Below are 18,747 nucleotides of genomic sequence, written 5' to 3'. Positions count from 1 at the left end.
GTATTCGGCTCTGCGGCGTGTCGGCGTTCCGGACGGCGACCATGCAATACGTCGTATGGCGGCGAGATGCCATCTGGTTGTGCCCGGGAGTGTCTTCCGTATGCCGATGGGTTGTAGGTGTATCGGCTGAAGTCGCCCCCACCTTGCAGGCGGTGGCGCGACTGCCGCTGCAGGAAGCCGCGGGTAAATTCCAGCAGTGGGCAAGAAGATGATGGGCAGTAAAACGCCTCCCACGCACCCACCAGAGCTCACCTACCCTTGCTGCCTTCCGGCCCTGGGGGAGTTCAGTCAGTTAGTGCCGCGTGAGAGGCTGAAGCCAGCATACCTGAGGATACGAGCGGAGCAAAGCTCGCACCTAGCAATCGCTTGACGCTCGCCCCCGGCTCGTTTACACATCGGGAGGCAAACTGCTCTGGTCTACCGTGGAATCGCATCATCGTCGAGAAGATCCAGGCTGCCGAGGACCTCGGCGACCCGGTGGCTGGAGGCCTGTCGCGGTATTCGCCTGCGGACTTCGGTGAGCTTCACGGGCTTTGCCGGGCGGGCGGCCCTCCAGCACCGCCGTCAGGCCGTCCATTGCGCACCAGATGAGCGATGGCGGCCAACCGTTGGCGTCGCCGAGCTGCTTGGCGTGGGTCGCGGCCGACCGCAGCGCGGGGCTGTCCGAGCTGGCTACTGCAGTCTCACGGACCGGAGCGTGTCGGCATTCTTCGCGTGTCCAAGGGCTCCGAGGCCGCACTGATGAGGGCGGTTTGCGAGCCGCGTGTCAACGCGGTGGTCGCCGTCTCTCCGACTTCGTCGGTCTGGTGCAACATTAGCCTCCGCGTTTCACTTGCGGTGGCGTCCGGATCTTGAGCGGGAACGCGAAAGTGCCTTCTGAGCTGGGATGATGAGGCTTGTCTAGGGCTTCTGTCACCACAGCAGGAAGGCACTTTCTGCGTGCACGCTACCGGGTCGCGTCCCAAGCTCGTCGTATCAGCCGACGGTCGCGGGGTGGTCAGTCATGCCGGGTCCCGCCTCCTGGCCGATCTCGCCGATGCCACCGGCCTGACCACGGCCTTCACCGACGCGCTGCGCCAACTACGGCCGCGCGGCACCGGTCACGCCCCCGGCCGGATCGCCGTGGACCTGGCGGTGATGCTGGCCGACGGCGGCGAGGCGATCGCCGACCTGGCCCTGCTGCGCGATCAGGCCGAGGTGTTCGGCCCGGTCGCTTCCAACCCCACCGCATGGCGCCTGCTGGCGGGCATCGATCCGACCGCACTCGGCGCTCTGCGCGCGGCCCGTGCCACCGCCCGCGAGGTCGCCTGGCTGCAAGCCGGCGAGAGGCGGGAGGCGATACCGGCCTCCCGTGCAGGCGGACGCGAACTGCCGGATCTGGTCCTGGACATCGACGCCACCCTGGTCACCTGCCACTCCGAGAAGGAGAACGCGGCGCCGACCTACAAACACGGCTTCGGCTACCACCCGCTGCTGTGCTTCCTCGACAACACCGGCGAGGCCCTGGCCGGCCTGCTGCGGCCTGGCAACGCCGCGGCCAACACCGCCGAGGACCACATCAGCGTGCTCGACGCCGCGCTCGCCCAGCTCCCCGATGTCCACCGCCACGGCACCGACATCCTCATCCGTGCGGACAGCGCCGGATCCGCCAAAGCGTTCCTGGCCCACATCCGCGGCCTCCGCTCGCGCGGGATCCAAGCGTCCTTCTCCGTCGGTTGGTCCATCACCGAACCAGTCCGCCGAGCGATACGCCAGCTGCCCGACCAGGTCTGGCACCCCGCCCTCGAACAGGACGGCACCCTGCGTCAAGGCGCCCACGTCGCCGAACTCACCGGCCTGGTCGACCTGCCGGGCCTGCCCGAGGACACCCGGATCATCGTCCGCCGCGAGCGCCCGCATCCCGGCGCCCAGCTGTCCCTGTTCGATCTCGACGAAGGCATGCGCCACCAGGTCTTCCTCACCGACACCCCCTACGGCGAAGGCTCCTTGCAGCACCTGGAAGTCCGCCACCGCGCTCACGCCCGCGTCGAGGACCGCATCCGCTGCGGCAAGACCACCGGCTTCGGCCGCTTCCCCTCCCGACACTTCCAGGTCAACCAAGCGTGGCTGGAGCTGTCCCTGACCGCCCTCGACCTCCTCGCCTGGACACGCATCCTGCTGCTGGAGGGTGAACTGGCGGCCGCCGAGCCGAAGAAGCTCCGCTACCGTCTGCTGCACGCCGCTGCCCGCATCACCCGCGGCGGGCGCCGCTTGCACCTGCGGATCGCCGTAACCTGGCCCTGGCGAAACGAGCTGACCAGCGCATTCGCCTGCCTGGCGGCGCTGCCACGGCCAGCCACCTGAACCTCGGCACCGTCCCTACACACCCACGACCCGAGGAACCCTGGAGAACCCGACCCGCGCGTCGGGCCTCGACCATGCCCGCCCGGCTGCCAACAACCAGAACCCCCACTTCACGGCCATCACACCAGCTCAGCCTCCCGAAGCGAAACGCGGAGGTTAGGTCCCGGGGCTAGCCGGCAGCATCCGTATCGGTCTTCCTGGACCTGGCAGGGACGGCCGCTGCCCTTCGTCCCGGTGGACGACTCCTGGCAGGCTACAAAGAAAGGTGACGGCCCGGTAGCGATCCGTGGCTGGTACGAACTCAGCGAGCGGACGTTCGCCCGGCACCTGAACGTCGCCGCGATCCCGGTGGGGAAGGCTCTCGCTGACGTACTGTTGATCGCCGGTGGTGACGATGCGTTGTGACCTTCCCTTCGGTATGCCGAGCAGTTGGCCACGCGACGTCGCGCAGTTGGCGTCCCGCTGCACGTGGTTGCCCGTGCCGATGCCGGCTTCCCCGGTGAAGGCCCCGGCGCACCCTCGAAGACCTTTCTGTGCGGGGGGACAGCCCGCGGTGACGCCCTGTCCGGAGAGGCAGCCTGGGCGCCCATCCTCAACCTGCTCTATCCGAGGCAGACCGGGACCTGCTCCAGGTAGCAAGTGGCAATGACTCGGTCATGGTGTCGCTGCCGGGCTGGCTTGCGGGACCCCACCGGATAGATCCGGCCAGATCTTGATCATGCAAGGGGCTCTTGCCCGGTGACTGACCCGCGGTGGCGGGATACACCCCACCACCGTGTCCCCGGCGGGTCAGGGAGGTTGCCAGCCTGCTGGCCGCCTGCGCCTGGAGCCCTAAAGAGGACTACCCGTACGAGTAGTGGGATCGTGCTGCTGGACGGCACGCCCATCTGCACCCGGCGGTGCACCGGTGCGGAGAGCTGTAAGAACTACTCAGACAAGAGCCTTTTACGCCACCTTCCAAGCGTGACCATACAGAAATCGATTGTATGTTCAGTTGCGGGCATGTTAAATTCGCCGAGCCTGATCAAGCGGGGGGAAGGGGTCAGTGAAAGCTGACTCAGACATGGCCGAGTTGGATTCGAGGAATCCAACTCGCAACCGACTCCTCTCTCTTATTAGGGTCGAAATAAAATTTCCGACACACGTAAGGAGAGCGTCATGGAAAACATCCAGGACCTGGCGATCGACGATGTCGAGAGCGTCGACGCGGAGGTGACCATCGAGGAGCTTTCCTCGACCAACGGCGCGGCCACCGTCAGCACCATCCTGTGCAGTGGCGGCACGCTGAGCTCGGCCGGCTGCGTCTGATCCGTCGCTAGCGGCCGGGTGGTGCCAGTCTTCCGACTGCACCACCCGGCCGATGACACGCGCGAGGGAATGGCCGATAGGCCCTGACAGGCTTGGGTGGGATCCGTCAGGGGGAAGGGGGTGAAAGTGCAGCGCGGCCAGAAACAGAGCTCTAAGCGCATCGCGCGCACCCTGCTCACGCCTCAGATGGAGGAAGCGGATTGTGCCTCGGCGTGTCTTGGTGGAATTCTTTCCTATCATGGCCTGCATATTGATTCGCACATTCTCAGAGATGCCTGTGGGACCGGCCGTGACGGCACCAGTGCGGCGGCCATCCTGCGTGCCGCACAGAAATACGGGCTATCCACGCGGGCCATCCGCGTCGCCGCCAAGTCAGACAGCCATCAATCATTTATCGAGACACTTGGCAGACTTGTTTATCCCGCCATAACACTCATCGACGGTGGGCACTTCGTTGTTGTAGAAGGCGTCGAAAGTAATTCGCGGATACTCGTCAACGATCCCGCCCGCGGCCGGCACTCTCAGGATGCGACAGAGTTCCAGCGGCGCTTCAACGGCATCGTGCTCCTCTTCGAGCCCGGCAGTGAGTTCGACCCCAGCGGAGCCCGGCGCTCGCTGCGGCACCAGATGGCGGACCTGTTCACATCTAGCGGGCGGATGGCCGTGGCCGTCGCACTCGTGCTAGGTGTACTCCAAGGGCTCGTCGCGGTGCTCGCTGTCCACGCCCGCGAACTGCGGCTGATAGTGGTGGCTGCTGCCGCGGCCTTCCTGGCATTGTGTTTGCACCTGCTGTATGCACGCCTCAAGGACGGCATCTGCCGGAACTTGACGCACCGCGTACTGGGGCAGCTGGCGAAATTACCCTCCGAGTTTTTCGCACGACGTCGGTCCACCGCGCTCGTGGCCCGCGTGCAATTAGTCGACGCTGTAGCGCTACAGCTTGTCCACCGACTGGTCGCCGCCGCCGTGGCTGCGGTGACCATCGCCGTCGTCCTCATTGGCACGGCGCTAGCCGCTTCTTGGTGGATTGCAGCCCTGTTCGCGGGACAGGTCATCAGCGGATTGATGGTGGCCCGCATAGCGGACCGCTCCGTGCGTGACGAGCATCCCGTCGTTGCCGGACAGTTGGTACGCGACGGGCTCCTCAGCTCTGCGCTGGCCGCGTCGGACACCCTCGCCGCCGAAGGCGGCAGCCGGGACCTTATCAGTGCTTTGGAAAGCTCCCAGCGTCAGCTCCTCTCTTTGCAGCGTGTCCTGTACGACCGAGTGCACAAGAGTCTGCGCCGCGTGGCGGCCTTCGACATGGCTCTGAGCCTCGGCATTTGGCTCGTGGTGCTCTACGTCGTCTCGCATCTCCCCGGGTCGTTGGGCCAGGTGATGCCGCTGGTCCCAGCAGCCGCCTTGCTGGCGCTTCAGCAGGGGGTGTTGACGCGGACCTACGTCGAAGTCAAAAACCTGAGGCCAAAGTTGGCCGTGCTCGATGACATTCTGCGCTCTCCGACGACTTCTCGGTTCGTGACGGGTGAGCTCGGGCCCGGGCTCCCGGAGCAGCAGATCCGGCTGCACAACGTAAGCTTCGGCTACACCGCCGCGCAGCCGGTGGTGGTGCGTCAGGCGAACCTGACGGTATGCCCGGGCAAGATGGTGCATATTGTCGGGGCGTCGGGAAGCGGAAAGAGCACCTTGGCACGGCTGCTGGTCGGCGTGCTTCCGCCATCGTCCGGCACCGTGGAGACCGATGTCCGGCAACTCGCGTACGTCGCACAGGCATCCGCCATCTTTCCGGGGAGCGTCGCCGACAACGTCGCCCTGTGGGACCCATCTATCTCGGCAGAGGATATCGAGGATGCGCTGGGAGCGGTGGGGTTGCGTGAGGCGGTAGCGAAACGCGGAGGCCCTTGGGATGCGCGCGTTGCCGCCGACGGTACGAACTTCAGCGGGGGGCAACGCCAGAGCCTGGCCCTCGCGCGGGCCCTGGCACGGTGCCCGAAGGTCCTGGTGGTGGACAACGCCACCAGCGCAATGGACAGGGACCAAGAACGCAATGTTCTGAACGCGCTCCGGGAGCGTGGTGTCACGACTGTGTGGCTCCGGGCCGACGCCCGACTCGGCGAACTGGCCGACGCAGTGTACGTACTGGAGGGAGGCCGACTCACCCCATGGAACACACCCGCCCTTCCGTAATCCGACATGCACTGCGGTCACCCGTCGCGCGAGCCCAGATCGCCGGTGCGGTGGCTGCGGGTACCGCCCTAGCCCTCCTGCGTCTCCTACCCGCTCTGCTCACTCCGTGGGCACTGCATGCAGACGTCCTTTCCTCGAGCTGGTCTTGGGTACTGGCCTCGCTGGTGTGCGTGGCAGCCATCGCCGCCGTGCACGTGGTGGCTCGGCGGCATGATGCGGCCTGGATGCAGCTCGCGGACCGCCTGCAGCAGCACTGGGAGCGGCGCGTGTGGCACCGTGTAGTGAATCAGTCGCCGTCGGTGATGCGTGCAGTGCCTCCCGCGCGGTTCCTGCTACTGGCGGGTGGCCCGACGCGCTGCCGCCGAGCGCTGGGAGTGGCCTCGCCGGAAACGCTGTTGACGCCGGTATGCATGTGTCTGGCATTGGCTGCATTGGCTGCCGTCACCCCTTGGCTGGGATGGACGCTACTGGCCACGTTTTCGGCATTGGTCGTTTTGGTCACGGCGTTGCAGTGCTTTCGGTATGCCGCCGTTACCCGGGGGGCAAAGTCGGATCACGATACTCGAGCGCTGCTCCAGTCGGCGCTGGCGTCGGTCGATGAGCTGCGAGTCTACGGCCGCATGCCCACTGTGCTCCACAAGTGGCATTGTGGACAAGAACGTCCGCGCGCGCAGCGGATGGTCCTCCGCGCATGCGATGCCTTGCGTGACAGCCTTCTCCACAGCAGCGTCTGGTGGTTCGCCGCTTCAGTAGCCACTGCATCGGCTCTGTGGGGAACAGCCGGGTCGGAAGGTACGGAGCTCCTGGCTGGGGTGCTGGCCATCGGTCCGCTGTCGGCGGGGCTTGCACGATACGGGCAGGCTCTTCCCACGGCCTTGGACGCCCTTGGGCTGCTTGGCCAAGACTGCGCGGCGAGACCAGCCAGCGGCCAGGAGCCAGGGAAGGAGCACTGCCCCGCCCACGGTGAGCTCGTGAGTCTGGACTCCGTCTGGTACAGCTACAGTGATGGCCGCGAGCCCGTAATCCGAGACGTCAGCCTTACCGTCCGACCGGGCGAGTTCATCGCGCTGGTCGGGCCCTGCGGGGCAGGCAAGACCACTCTGCTGCGACTCCTCCTGGGCCTGGAAAACCCCACTGCGGGTAACACCGCGCGCACTTGGGGACATGAGGGCGACGGCCCTCGGATCGCCTACATGGCGCAGGACGAGAGTCCGGGCGCGGCGGACCTTGGGACGCTCCTCGCCGGCACCGGCTATGCCGCCCGAGAGGCGGACATCTGGTCCGCAGCGGAGACAACAGGTCTGGAGGGACTCCTGCGGGCGCTGCCTATGGGATTCAAGACTCCGGCGCTGAACCTCAACGCCCATTTTTCCACAGGGCAGCGGCAGCGCATGCTGCTGACACGGGCCCTCCTCAAAGATCCGCAGCTGCTGGTCTTGGACGAAGCGCTAAGCGTCCTCGATTCTCAGTCGCAGCAGGACATCATCGATGCGCTGGGACACAAGACTATGACGCGCATCGTGGTCACCCATGACGAGCGCATCATCCGCGCCGCGCACCGGGTACTCGCCTTGGATAGTTCCGGCCGACTTATCCACGACGGTCCGTCGGAATTGTACGCCGCTTTGCTTGGCCAAGACAGCCCCTCGACGAGTAGTCGGCGCTGACACTTCAGACCGTTATTCCGCTTCACAGCAAAGAGAGAATCATGCCTCCAGTACTGCATTTCCGCCGGTCGTTGAAGGTCGACGTCCTCGATGGAGACGGCGTGTATCTCACCTCCGACCGCGGCGAAAGCACAGTGCTGAGAGGCCGGCTCATCGAGTCGCTGGGGCCACTGTTGATGGCAGGACACACCGAGGACGACCTCGTGTCCAAACTCGCCAGTTCGTTTCCCGCGCAGAGCGTGGCCCGTGCCCTTCGCCAGCTGGAGGAGGCTGGTTATGTGCGGCGTGCTGAGACGACCGTCACTGCGGAGGAGCTCTCGGCGGGATTCTGGGAGAACTCCGGCGTCGACGCCGCCACCGCTCTATCCCGACTCTCCTCGGGCACGGTACGGATCCAAGCCGCAGGTGCTGCGGCTGTCGAAGGGGTACGCCGTGCCTGGAAGAGCCTGGGGCTGAACCTGACCGAGGGAGTAGCGGACCTGACGATAGTCATCGTCAACGATTACCTGGAACCGGAGCTGTCACAGATCAACGACCAGGCGCTTGCGGACAAGCGCCCCTGGATGCTCGCTAAGCCCGGGGGCAGCGTGGCCTGGTTCGGGCCCTTCTTCCGGCCTGAGGAAGGGGCCTGCTGGGAGTGTCTGGCGCACCGACTGGCCGGTAACCGCATGGTCGAGACATACGTGGCTAAGGCGTCGACCCGCTCGGCTAGTTACACACCGACAGTAAGCCTTCCCGCTACTCGGGGGGCAGCCGAGGCACTGGCTGCACTACACGCGGCCAAGTGGCTGGCCGGCGCGTACACGGTGCCGGAAGGTGAGCACCGGGCGCAGGCTGCGGGGCTGAACCCCGACATGTTGCACACGTTCGACACCGTGACTCTCGCGGCCCAGGAGCAGGTGGTGTTCCGGCGCCCGCAATGCCCCAAGTGCGGCGACGGGAAACTCGTGGCACGGCAGCACCGCTCCCCTGTGAAGTTGGTCAGCAGGCCAAAGGTCACGCTGGTTGACGGCGGGCATCGCAGCAAGGATCCGCAGCGGATGCTCGACCTCCACGGCCATCTGATCAGCCCGGCTCTTGGTCCTGTGACCGGACTGCACAAGCTACCCAGCCTCTGGCCCGGATTCCACGCCTACACAGCGGGACAGAACTTCGCCATTCCCATGTCCCGACCGGGTGACCTCCGAGTGGGATTGCGCAGCCAAAGCTGCGGCAAGGGCATGAGTGACTTGCAGGCGCGGGCCAGCGCCCTGGGCGAGGCCTTGGAGCGGTACTCCGGGGTGCACCAGGGCGACGAGGCGCGGATCACGGCGGCCTACGCGGACCTTGGCGAGGGCGCCATTGCTCCCAATGACCTGGCGCTCTACAGCGACCGGCAGTTCGCCGAACGTGCGGCGTGGAACGAACGTGACGTCCACTTTCACCGCGTCCTGATGCCGCTGGACACCACCGCTCCCATCGACTGGACTCCTGTGTGGTCGTTGACTGCCCAACAACACCGCTACGTGCCCACTGCCTCGCTGTTCTACGGATACCCCGTCGACCGTGAACACCAGTACGCCGCTGCCGACTCCAATGGCAGTGCCGCGGGCACGAGCATCGAGGACGCTACGTTGCAGGGTTTCATGGAGTTGGTGGAGCGCGACAGCGTAGCTCTGTGGTGGTACAACCGCGTGCAGCGGCCCGAGGTGGATCTGGGAAGTTTTGCCGAGCCCTACTTTCAGACGTGGCTATCCCAGTACCGGGCTGTAGGCCGAGACGCTTGGGTTCTGGATCTAACCAGCGACTTCGGCATCCCCGTCATGGCTGCGATATCCCGGCGGATCGACAAGCCCACCGAGGACATTCTGATTGCGTTCGGGGCCCACTTCGATGCCCGGATCGCTGTGGGGCGCGCCCTGACAGAGATGAACCAATTCTTGCCTGCTGTCGTACACGCCCAGGCAGATGGCAGCGGCTACACCTATCCCGACCGGGCCCAGCAGCACTGGTGGCAGACGGCGACGCTTGAGAACCAGCCGTATCTGTGCCCCTCGCCGGCGCCCCGGCGGCAGGCCAGCGACTACACCACCCATGACGGTTGCGATCTCCTGGATGACCTGTGCCGCGCGCAGGAAACCGTTGAAAGGCTCGGCATGGAGATGCTGGTGATCGACCAAACCCGTCCCGATGTCGGACTTCCGGTTGTCAAGGTCATTGTGCCCGGCATGCGTCACTTCTGGCCGCGCTTCGCGCCTGGCAGGCTCTACGACGTCCCTGTCGAGCTCGGCTGGGTGAACGAGCCGACCCGGGAAGACGAACTCAACCCCATCGGGGTGTTCATCTGATGGCACCCTCGGACCTTCTGCGCACCGGAGTCCTCACCAGATGCGAGGGGACCGGCGAGTCCATACGCCCCCGCACCGGCCTGACCGTTGCTGAGGACGGCGACGGACTGCGGCTGGAAAGCCCTTGGGGCCGCTACGCGCTGCGGTCGATGAATTCGGCCTCGCGGGACGTGCTTTCCACCTGGTCCCGATACGGACAAGGTCTGGACAGCGCTCTGACACCGGTCGCCGCCCCGGTACGGGGCCAAGTGCTTGGTACGCTGCACCGGCTGCGGCACTTGGTAACGCGCGCCTTTCACACGCCGTCCGACTGCGGTCAGATGCACGCCGCACTGCAGGCCCTGACCCCCACTGCCTCGTACACGGTGAAAGCTCTCGCGGACGAGGCGGTCGTGCGGCTGGCCGACGCCAGCTATCTCCGCTCCCATCAGGGCGCACTCGTGCTGGAATCACCGTTGACGGCCCACCGTACGACCTTGCGCTCCCCCGCAGCCAGGCAATGGGTGACGTCGCTGACCGAGGGAAATGCGCTGACGGCACTCAGAGCATTCGGGACCGATGCCGGTGTGCTACACAACCTGACCGAACACCTGCTCGCCGCAGGCTTCCTAGTCGCTGAACCGGCGGGAGCGGACGCCCAAGCCTCTGGCAGCAACATGCCCGAGTTGTGGGCGTTTCACGACCTGCTGTTCCACGCCCGATCACGCTTCGGACGCCACGACTATCCCTTCGGTGCGAACTTCGCACACCTGGACACCACCCCTCCAGAGCCAGCCGTAAGGCCCTCCGCAGACGGTGAAGCTCCCATTCCCATGTACCGGCCAGACTGGGACTCCGTACTGGCTCGTGACCCGGCTCTGACCGTCGCGCTCGAAGGCCGTACCTCACGACGAATGGCTGGAGAAGTACCTCTGACTCTTCGCCAACTTGGCGAGTTCCTCTATCGCGTCGGGCGCATCCGGGGCTTCAGCCCGCCGGCCCCCGGCGTGCCCTACGAGACAACCTCGCGCCCTTATCCAGGAGGTGGAGCCGCGTATGAACTTGAGTTGTACGTGACGGTCACACGCTCTTTGGATCTGGAGCCCGGCATCTACCACTATGATCCTCACCGGCACGAACTCACACGTATCAACGGGGAAACACGACTCGTGCACGCTGTCTCACAGGCTGCCTGGACGGCCACCGGCGGGCTGGCCTACCCCGACATGGTGTTCAGCATCACCTCACGCATGAAGCGGCTGTCCTGGAAGTACGACAGCATGGCCTATGCCACGACTCTGAAAAACGTGGGCGTTCTCTATCAGACTATGTACCTGGTAGCGACCGCGATGCGACTGGCTCCCTGCGCGCTGGGCAGCGGCAACGCCGATCTGGTGGCCGAGGCGACGGGCAACGACTACCTGTCCGAGTGTTCCGTGGGCGAGTTCATTCTCAGCAGCGCCGCCTCTGAAGAAGGCGCATCGGCATCGGTCGGTGCCCAGGACGTCAACTCCGCCGAGTGGGTGCGCCGGGCCCGCGCACTGCTGGAGGACACACCGCAATGACCTCGTCCGCCACACCAAACATCGGCACCCTGCCCACAACCGGGGCAACCGTCGCTGTCGCCCACTTTCTCGTCGCGCGCACCTGTGCCCTGCCCGCGTCGCTACTGGAAGACACCAAAGCCCACGACGTCGGCGCATTGATCCGGACCGCCAGCGACCTGCGCACCCGTGCAGCCGCCCTGGCGACGTCGCTGGCTGACCGTCTGCACCACCTGGTGCCCACCGTCGAAGATGCGGCACCGCGCCGCGCCTTGCTGAAAGTCCGGCGCGACGTCTTCAACAGCCGCCGTTCTCCCTCTACTCAGCGCGCCCTCGACATAGCCATGCCGCTCCTTGATCAGCACACGCGGAACTCCGTGAACGCGTGGCTGGACGTCCTCCAACACGCCGACGTCACCGTGGAGGACGCGGGCAAAGCACTGGAGCGCCACAACAGGCACGCTGGCCGCCAATTGGTGCAAGAACTGGCTCGGGAGGACATCGCACCGAGCCTGGCCATGGCCAGCGTGGACTTCTCCCAGCACCTGCTGAACCACTCACCTGACAAGGCCGTCTCCTACCGCAGCCGCCTGGGCCGTACCGCCTTCCACTACGCGGCGCGTGCCACCGTCAAACCCAGCCCTTTCAGCGGACTGACCACCATCGGGTTCCTGGGACCAGAAGACACAGACGGCGGCAGTGCCCGGCAGGACAGCGTATTCACGTCCTCGCGGTCCGCAGCTCTGGAGTTGATGCTGTCCCTGGGGCGCGATACACAGCGATCAGCTTGCATGCCCGTGCGAATCAACGCCGGCATCACCGAGGTCGATGGAGAACTGTGCTTCAGCAGCTCACACTTCACCTGTCTCGACGGATTCTTCACCCGCGGCGACGACGTGGTAGTGATCGAGGACTACCGGAAGGCCATAGCGGCGCTCCCGCGGGATGTACGCCCCTTGCGTGAGATGGGCGACCTACTCGGAGACAACGGCCAGGAATTGGCTCGGCACCTGCTCAACGTCGGCATCCTCCAACCCGTCGCTCCTTGGGAGCCCCATGATCGGAGCCATTTCGGGCCTCTTCTCCAGTGGCTGACCGGTCTAGAGAACGCCCCCGTGCACACTGGTGTAGACCCGATCTCCAACGGGATAGCAAGCCTGGCACAGGTGGAAGAGGAGCTTGGCACCCGCCCGACCGGCGCACAAGAGCGCTTCCGGCTGTTGGAGCGCGCCGCGCACACGACACGGGAGGTGCTTGGTAGCGCTTCGCCAGGCAGCCCGGGCCCGTTGTGGGCTGGCGAAACCTCCCCGTCCCACGAAACAGTCACCGAAGCCCTTCCCACGCTCCCCAACGAAGAACGGGCAGCAATCGAAGACGCGCTGCGCCGTGCAGGCGCCGGCATCGCACCATTCGTGCAGCTGTCCCCCCTCTACAGCGCGATGGTGGACTGTTTCCTTGGCACTTACGGCACCGGAGGGGTCTGTCGCGATGTACTGTCCTTCTTGTACCGGGCCGCCTCTCGGATCAGCCCGACCACGGCGTTCGGTGCCCGGGCCCGCAGCTCAGCGCGGAAGTTGCAAGACAAGCTAGGGCCAAGCGGCAAGGGCACCGTGGCGGCCTGCCACGCAACCCTGTACTTCCAGGTCCCCGCCCAGCCTTCTCTCCCTGACGTGGATGCCGACCGCGTACAGCTGGTCATCAATAATGTGCAGTCTGGCACCGCGGGCGTGCTGGCCCGGTGGACGGACAACAGCCTCTTCGGGCCGAGCCTGGCAGATGCGCTGCGGACTTGGCTCAACGCCCAGCACCCCGGCTGCGAAGTGCTGCAGCTGTCCGCCTTCGCCGACTGGTCGGAAATGCAGCGTCCCGCACTCGCGATGGGCCCCTACCTGGCCTGGCCCTCCGACGTACCGTCTCAGGGCCAGCAGACATCGCTTTCTCATCTGAGCCTGCGACACGACTTAGCGACCGGAACTCTACAGCTGACCAATCGCAGCGGGCAGCCGGTGGCCACACACTACGTGGGCACGGTGCCCCACCTGCTCCTGAAAGGACCGGTCGGCCTGCTCGTCCTACTGTCGAACCCTTGGGTGATCACTGGCCGAGTGGACCGCGAGTACCGCTTTAACGACAGCGTGGCGGGAACAGCGGAGCCCACCGTGCTGCCACGCATCACCGCCGACGGTATCGTCTGGGCGCGCCAGCGGTGGCGCGTGAGACCGGACGATGTTCCCCGCCCGGCTCCGGGGGAGAGGGACATCGACTACCTACTGCGTGTCGACAGCTGGCGCACGCGACTCGGCCTGCCTGACGAGATCTACCTCGCGGAGGTGGCGCGCACAGCGATGGGCCTGCGCCGGAAGAAGCCCCACTGGGTGCACTTTGCGCATCCCTACTCCCTGTGGGCCGCCTTCCCTCACCTGGATCCCCACTGCGTGGAAGTCGACATCTCCGAAGCACTGCCAGCTACCACCGGTTCCCCGGCGAGCCACCGCGTTCGCGAACTCATGGGGCTGGTCACCCTTGTCTGATCTCACCGCCGTCGCGGAGGATTCAGACGCTGTGTTCCACCGCGCGTCTCCTTGGCTCCACTACCGGATACACCTCGGTTCGCGTCTCCTAATCGACGAATTCCTTACCGACCATCTGCCATCAACCCTGGCGGGCATCGCGCGACTTGCGGGCCCCCCGGCCTGGTTCTACCTCCGATTCATCGATGAGTTCGGCATGCATCTACGGCTCAGGGTTCAGGTGCCGCTACGCTGCATTAGCGCCGTCGATGGCCTCATTGACGGCCGTACCCACGCCTTCCTGTCCCGGAAAGCGAATGAACCGACGGCGGGTACCGCTGCTCATCTTGGGTTTAGCCGGTCTGTATACGCACCCGAAACCCGCAAATACCGCGGCGAGGGTGGCGTACAGCACGCCGAGCAGCTCTTCCAGTTGGGCAGCAACACCGCCCTCACGCTCATGCCCTACGCCGCCTCACAACGTCTGCTTGTGACTCGCGCCCATCTCGAGATGCTCACATCCTTGCTGCCCGAGCCGCGTCGGCGCGCCTTCGTCCACCAATACGCCTGGTACTGGAGTCACGGACCGCACGGCAGAGCGCCGGGATATGCAGACCACCTTGACGCCCTACTGGACAGCCGCCCAGCCGCGGCCCGCTCCTGCCCCGAACCAGTACAGGCGACTCTGGCCAGCTACACACAGCAGTGCCAGACCCACCTCGACGAGGCGGTAGCCGCACAACCCCTCACTCCCAAGCCCTACCTGCTGTTCCACCACGTCCACCTCATGCATAACCGACTCGGCGTGACGCCGCTCGAAGAAGCACTGACGGCCCGCGCTCTGTGGCGCGCACTAACCGGCACGAAGGAATCTCATGAATGAACTCGCCTGGCCCCTGGCATCGCTGACCTTGACCACACCTCGGCTCCGTCTGTCTCTTCCCACACCTCAGAAACTCGACCAACTGGCCCAAGTAGCCGCCGACGGCATCCACGGCCCGGAAGTCATGCCCTTCCCCGTGCCTTGGACCGACCTGCCCCCCACGGCCAGGGGCTTTGCCGTGATGCAGCACCACTGGCGATGCCAAGGAACCTGGCAGCCTCTCGACTGGACCCTGGACCTCACCGTGAGCCGCGACGACACTGTCATTGGCGTGCAGTCCCTAGCAGCCAAGAACTTCGCCATTACCAAGGAGGCCACCGACGCCTGCTGGCTCGGACTGCCCTTCCACGGTCAGGGATACGGCACCGAGATGCGCGAGGCCATCCTGCACCTAGCCTTCAGTGAACTGGGTGCACAAGAGGTCTGCTCCAGCGCGTACACGGACAACCCTGCCTCCTACGCCATCGCCAAGAAGCTCGGATACACGGACGACGGGATCGAACGGCATGCGGTCCGCGGCACTCTCCAGACCCTCAGGCGCCTCAGGCTCACCCGCTCCGCATGGGAGGCCCACCGGACCGTCTCAGTCCGCGTCGAAGGACTCCCTGAGCAGTCTCTCCCGCTCTTCGGCCTGCACCAGGAGGCCATCACGGAGCAGTAGGCGGCATCGGATCGGGGCACGGCGGGCGGCGGGAGAGGAATCGCGCCGTCCTGGGGGCACCGTCCGTCACGCAAGGTGGAAGCCCGGGTTAATGGCTTCGCCGCCACGCACGGCCTGGAGCGCATCACACTGGCCGTGACCGGCGCCCGGCTCGGCTAGGTGGGAGCCGCCGCTTCCGTACGCAGCTCGAAGACGCTCGGACACATTGAACTGGGACACTTCTGGTTCTTCCCCGAGGGCGCGGCGAGCCCGCCGTACGTCGTGGAGCACGAACCGAGCGCAACGACGAGTGCCGGGCAACAACGTGCCGACACATGAGCCGGGGAAGCGGCGGCCACCGACTTCAAACGCCCGGGAGGTGTCTCTCCCGGATGGTCGGGGACAGACACCTCCGGTGTGTAGCACACGCGGTATTGCGGGTCGGATGGGCGCGGTGAGCTGCTGCTCGGCCGCCTCAAGGCGCACCCGCTCCCGCTTTTCCTGCTCCTTGGGCATCAGCCCGCCCCCATGCGCGTACCGCATGACGACGTCGTACCGCGACGATCAAGAACCGTCACGGCCACCGGACTCCAGGAGTTCAACCTGAGTAACCGCACGGCCTTGTGACCAGGCACGCCATGCCGCCCGCACTCCCGCGCCGGCGCGATCGGCCCGGCGGTCTCTCCGCGCTCCCCGCTGTGCCGCGTGCACGGCGGGGGCCGGGAGGCTTTGGCGGGGACAGTCAAATGTCCTGGACCCAGCCGCCGTCACAGGGCTCGTCGGAGGCTGCTCACTGTCCCTGCCATGGACTGTCTGCAATCGCGGCAGATGCCATCGGGGTGTGCTGGACCGACCATGGGCCTGTCGCAGCTGTCGCATTCAGGTCGTGACGGCTTGCTCTTGCGGGTGGGGGTAGTCGGCTGGGCGGCTCCATGGCGGTGATCGTTCCGATGTTCGGCGCATCGGGGGCATGACCGGTTGGTGTCGATGATGATTCCGTCTTCGCACCGTGGGTCAGGGCATTCGCGGCCGCATTTGCCGATGGGACATCGGTGGGAGGCTATGAGCCGTACGGCGACGCCGACGGGATGTGCCAGGCCTGCTCCGCCGGTGGAGATGTCGGCGGTCGAGGCGAGGCCCCAGGCGTACCAGCGCCGGTCGGCTCGCGAGATCAGCTCTTCGGCAGTGCGGTGCTGGGCTTCACGCAGGATGGTGTCCCGCATTGTCGCGGGGCGGAACTTCGGGAGCAGGGTGCGTAGTTCTTCGGGAAGCCCGGCTTCGACGGCCTCGACGAGCTGTGTTTGGGCTCGGTTCATCCGTTGGCGGACACCACTGCGGGGTGCCTGTGGCAGTGCTGGCTGTTCGAGTACGCCGTTGGTGTCGTTGCGGCGGGCGTGCTCACTACTTGCTGTATGAGGCCTTCGGCCGTTGGCGACGCTTCGCGCCGCAGGCGCGGGTTCTTGGTGTTGTTCTTCTTGGTCTACTTCAACCCCTTGCGGTGGAGGTGCGAAGCGCCTTGCTGCGGGGGTGCGTACCCCCACAGCAAGGGGTACGGTCCGGCCTGCTGGTTTGATGGAATTCCCAGCTCGCCCCGTACCTCCTGCTGTGGGGGTACGGGAATTCAGGCCGAGGAAGGGGATGGCCGGCGCCAGGGGCGTGCGGCCCTTCCTTGCCAGTGCTCGGGCGTGGGCGGTCTGCTGGCAGTGTTCTTTGAGTGTCTGGCGGGTGGAAGTGAGCCAGGAGTCGAAGGCGGCTTCGCGGGCGTCGCGCTCTTCTGGGGTCTCGTCGGTGGCGGCTCGGTTGAGGGCGTACCAGTCGGCCATGGATCGCGGTCCGCAGTAGCCGGAGGGTGGGGTCTGGTGCACGATGTAGCGGTTGCGGCGTACCAGGCCCGTCGTGGAGCGGATGACCTCGACGGCGCCGATCACTTCCAGCTGCAGCATGTACTTGGTGACGTTCTCGGGCTTCTTCAGCCCCAGGATGCGGGCGAGTGTGAGCAGGCCCGGCCAGACCTCGTTGTCGTCCCGCGAGGCGTTGAGGTGGGCGGACAGGGCCCAGTACAGGGTTCGGGCGTCGGAGTCTGCGCCGGAGAGCAGGACCCAGTCGCCGACCTGGGTGAAGGGGGCACGTCGGCCGAGAGTGACCTCCAGCGTGTGGTCAAGCGCTGTCGGGTCGTCGGGTATGTGTGTGCTCACTGTGTTGCACCTACTGAGTGGGGGGTTTGCCTGGTGCTTGTGTCTGGTCCGCGGCGGCAGGGGAGTCGCCTGCCGCGCTGGTCATCGGTGTAAGCGGGGTGCGCTCGTCGCCGGTGCCGGTTGGTTCCCCGTAGGACAGACTTCTGCCGCCATCGCTCCCCCATTAACATCAGTTCATGACTCTGGTGGATAATAGTCATGAGATCTACTTCATGACCAGCAAACTCGCCGGGGCCCACCCAGAGTTGAGCGTTGTTCAGTACACTTGGCCCCGGACGTCCATAAACTAGCGAGGAGTCGGGTGATGAGCGGCGCGGCCGAGCAAGGCGCTGGCGGTGAAGCGAGCCGCACCCTCGCACAGAAAATCGAGCACCTGTTCGAAACTGCGGCTCCGAACGGCCAGAAGGCGCCGTCTCACGAGGACGTCGCAACTGCCATCAACATCGCTGCAGGGGAGCGGGCGATCAGCGGCACCTACATCTGGCAGCTGCGTACCGGCAGGAAGACGAACCCGACCAAGAAGCACCTCGAGGCGCTGGCCCGCTACTTCGGTGTCAGCCCTGCGTACTTCCTCGACAACGAGCAGGCGCAGCGCATCGACGAGCAACTTGCCCTGCTGCAGGCGCTGAAGCAAAGCGATGTGCGCAACATCGCGCTTCGGGCACATGGCCTTTCCGACTCGAGCCGTCAGACCCTGGCCGGAGTGGTGAGCCATCTGCGGAAGCTGGAAGGGCTGGGAGAGGACCCGGGCTCGCACAACGACGGTGCCTGACCCTCGTTCCGCCCGCCGGGAGCACGAGCGCACAGAGGCTCACCGACCAGCTGATCCGGGCCGCGCTCTTCCACGGGTGGCCTCGGCCGACCGCAGGCCTGATGCGCGCTCCCGCCTGACGGGGGCCTTTGCCGACCCCTGCCAATCCTTCGCTATTGTTCAGCAGCAGACGGTTTCTGAACGATTTTGTGTCGTCCCCTGACCAGGCACTGGCACGATCCGGTCTGTGGTGGCCGACCAGCACGGAAGTCCCCCTACCGCATGAGCCGCCGCCGCACGATGGAAGTTCGACCTCGATCTAGGGGGAACGGTTGAAGGAGCGACAGCTTCGTCGCCGCTGCAAACGGGAGCTCCAGTCCCTCAACGTTCAACCGCCTCTGCAGGTGGAGGTCCTG

Annotated in this window: 12 protein-coding genes, 1 other RNA gene and 1 pseudogene; 11 read left to right on the top strand and 3 right to left on the bottom strand. The window is 65.7% G+C overall.

Annotated features, from left to right (window positions below):
- Window positions 1–219 precede the first annotated feature (219 nt).
- Window positions 220–314: signal recognition particle sRNA small type (gene ffs, locus BIV23_RS29065), an RNA gene on the bottom strand.
- A gap of 625 nt (window positions 315–939) precedes the next feature.
- Here ffs and BIV23_RS29060 point away from each other — a divergent pair.
- The 10 genes from BIV23_RS29060 to BIV23_RS29025 all read left to right on the top strand — a co-directional run bounded on the left by BIV23_RS29060 (window position 940) and on the right by BIV23_RS29025 (window position 15,406).
- Entirely contained in the window at window positions 940–2,343 is a 1,404-nt protein-coding gene (locus tag BIV23_RS29060) for an IS1380 family transposase (RefSeq protein WP_071383951.1), read from the top strand.
- A gap of 234 nt (window positions 2,344–2,577) precedes the next feature.
- On the top strand, window positions 2,578–2,748 hold the full coding sequence (locus BIV23_RS50570) for a hypothetical protein (RefSeq protein ID WP_177240076.1): 171 nt from the start codon (window positions 2,578–2,580) through the stop codon (window positions 2,746–2,748).
- A 753-nt stretch (window positions 2,749–3,501) separates the two neighbouring features.
- Window positions 3,502–3,651 carry a hypothetical protein gene (locus BIV23_RS50565; protein WP_177240075.1) on the top strand — a complete coding sequence of 50 codons (150 nt, stop codon included), beginning with the start codon at window positions 3,502–3,504 and terminating at the stop codon, window positions 3,649–3,651.
- Between the two features lie 126 nt (window positions 3,652–3,777).
- Window positions 3,778–5,835: a cysteine peptidase family C39 domain-containing protein gene (locus tag BIV23_RS29055; RefSeq protein ID WP_079173446.1), complete on the top strand. Its 2,058-nt coding sequence runs from the start codon at window positions 3,778–3,780 to the stop codon at window positions 5,833–5,835.
- Between the two features lie 170 nt (window positions 5,836–6,005).
- A complete protein-coding gene (locus BIV23_RS47000; RefSeq protein ID WP_177240073.1) occupies window positions 6,006–7,502 on the top strand; it encodes an ATP-binding cassette domain-containing protein in 1,497 nt (498 codons plus the stop codon).
- Between the two features lie 41 nt (window positions 7,503–7,543).
- On the top strand, window positions 7,544–9,829 hold the full coding sequence (locus BIV23_RS29045) for a TOMM precursor leader peptide-binding protein (protein ID WP_071383948.1): 2,286 nt from the start codon (window positions 7,544–7,546) through the stop codon (window positions 9,827–9,829).
- Entirely contained in the window at window positions 9,829–11,373 is a 1,545-nt protein-coding gene (locus BIV23_RS46995; RefSeq protein ID WP_079173444.1) for a SagB family peptide dehydrogenase, read from the top strand. The genes BIV23_RS29045 and BIV23_RS46995 overlap by 1 nt, the downstream gene beginning before the upstream one ends.
- Window positions 11,370–13,883: a lantibiotic dehydratase family protein gene (locus tag BIV23_RS48980; protein ID WP_071383946.1), complete on the top strand. Its 2,514-nt coding sequence runs from the start codon at window positions 11,370–11,372 to the stop codon at window positions 13,881–13,883. Before BIV23_RS46995 ends, BIV23_RS48980 begins: the two co-directional genes overlap by 4 nt.
- Window positions 13,876–14,745 carry a thiopeptide-type bacteriocin biosynthesis protein gene (locus tag BIV23_RS29030; RefSeq protein ID WP_177240072.1) on the top strand — a complete coding sequence of 290 codons (870 nt, stop codon included), beginning with the start codon at window positions 13,876–13,878 and terminating at the stop codon, window positions 14,743–14,745. Before BIV23_RS48980 ends, BIV23_RS29030 begins: the two co-directional genes overlap by 8 nt.
- Window positions 14,738–15,406: a GNAT family N-acetyltransferase gene (locus BIV23_RS29025; protein WP_071383944.1), complete on the top strand. Its 669-nt coding sequence runs from the start codon at window positions 14,738–14,740 to the stop codon at window positions 15,404–15,406. Before BIV23_RS29030 ends, BIV23_RS29025 begins: the two co-directional genes overlap by 8 nt.
- A 440-nt stretch (window positions 15,407–15,846) precedes the next feature.
- Here BIV23_RS29025 and BIV23_RS54065 read toward each other — a convergent pair.
- Both BIV23_RS54065 and BIV23_RS49750 read right to left on the bottom strand, forming a co-directional pair.
- Window positions 15,847–15,928 (bottom strand): annotated as a pseudogene (locus tag BIV23_RS54065) (helix-turn-helix domain-containing protein); the annotation flags it as partial.
- Window positions 15,929–16,152: 224 nt separating this feature from the next.
- Window positions 16,153–17,580 carry a hypothetical protein gene (locus BIV23_RS49750; protein WP_143079131.1) on the bottom strand — a complete coding sequence of 476 codons (1,428 nt, stop codon included), beginning with the start codon at window positions 17,578–17,580 and terminating at the stop codon, window positions 16,153–16,155.
- A gap of 304 nt (window positions 17,581–17,884) precedes the next feature.
- On the opposite strand from BIV23_RS49750, the gene BIV23_RS29020 reads away from it, so the two are divergent.
- On the top strand, window positions 17,885–18,352 hold the full coding sequence (locus BIV23_RS29020) for a helix-turn-helix domain-containing protein (RefSeq protein WP_071383943.1): 468 nt from the start codon (window positions 17,885–17,887) through the stop codon (window positions 18,350–18,352).
- Window positions 18,353–18,747: the final 395 nt, after the last annotated feature.

Source organism: Streptomyces monashensis (genome assembly GCF_001866665.1).
Taxonomy (GTDB): Bacteria; Actinomycetota; Actinomycetes; order Streptomycetales; family Streptomycetaceae; genus Streptomyces; species Streptomyces monashensis.
Note: the sequence above shows the minus strand (reverse complement) of the source record. Positions and strands in the feature narration are given on the sequence as shown.